Below are 772 nucleotides of genomic sequence, written 5' to 3' on the forward strand. Positions count from 1 at the left end.
CACTGACACCTTCCAACTGCACGCCACCGACCCCACCGGCGCCCCAGTCATCACCATCAACGCGCTAACCCGGCGGGCGTTGCCGACCACCTTCGACTCCCACCGCCTAACCCACGCCGGTCTGCGGAACAGTTTGTTACAACTGGACTGGCCAACACTGACACCACACCATTTCCCGGTAGCCCCAAGCCCACCGACCTGGACGTTGATCAGCGATCAGCGCGACCCGTTACGCGCGAGCCTGCCCGCTAGCACCCTCGGCACCGATCTAGCTCAGGCTGATCCCACCCATAGCGCTGTGGTGATCTGGGCACTGCCGCTGCTCAAGCCCACCGATAATCAGGACCTGCCCCAGCAGGTCCACGCTCTGATCGGCCATATTTTGACCAGACTGCAACACTGGCTGGCTCGCCCTGACACCCTGCACACTCCCCTGGTCGTCGTGACCCATCACGGCGTAGCCACCAGCTCTAGCGATGCCCCACCCGAGCTGGCCCACGCCGCGGCATGGGCACTTGTCCACACGGCCCAAAACGAACATCCAGGACGCATCAGCCTCATCGATACCGACCACAGCCCGGCCAGTGAACACACCCTGAGCAATGTCTTTGCCGCCCTGACCCATCAACCCCACATCGAACCCCAATTGGCCCTACGCGACGGTCAAGCCCACATCCCCCGGCTGACCCCGACCACCTTGATGCCAGCGTCTAATCCGATGGCCTTTGATGCTGAGCGGACGGTGTTGATCACGGGGGAGACGGGGATGTTG

The 772-nt window shown here is 63.1% G+C and carries 1 protein-coding gene; it reads left to right on the forward strand.

From position 1 onward, the window contains the following. The coding region (locus tag BST40_RS30490; RefSeq protein ID WP_425270716.1) for a SpnB-like Rossmann fold domain-containing protein at positions 1–772 on the forward strand (772 nt) is incomplete at both ends.

Source organism: Mycobacterium persicum (genome assembly GCF_002086675.1).
GTDB classification, from domain to species: domain Bacteria; phylum Actinomycetota; class Actinomycetes; order Mycobacteriales; family Mycobacteriaceae; genus Mycobacterium; species Mycobacterium persicum.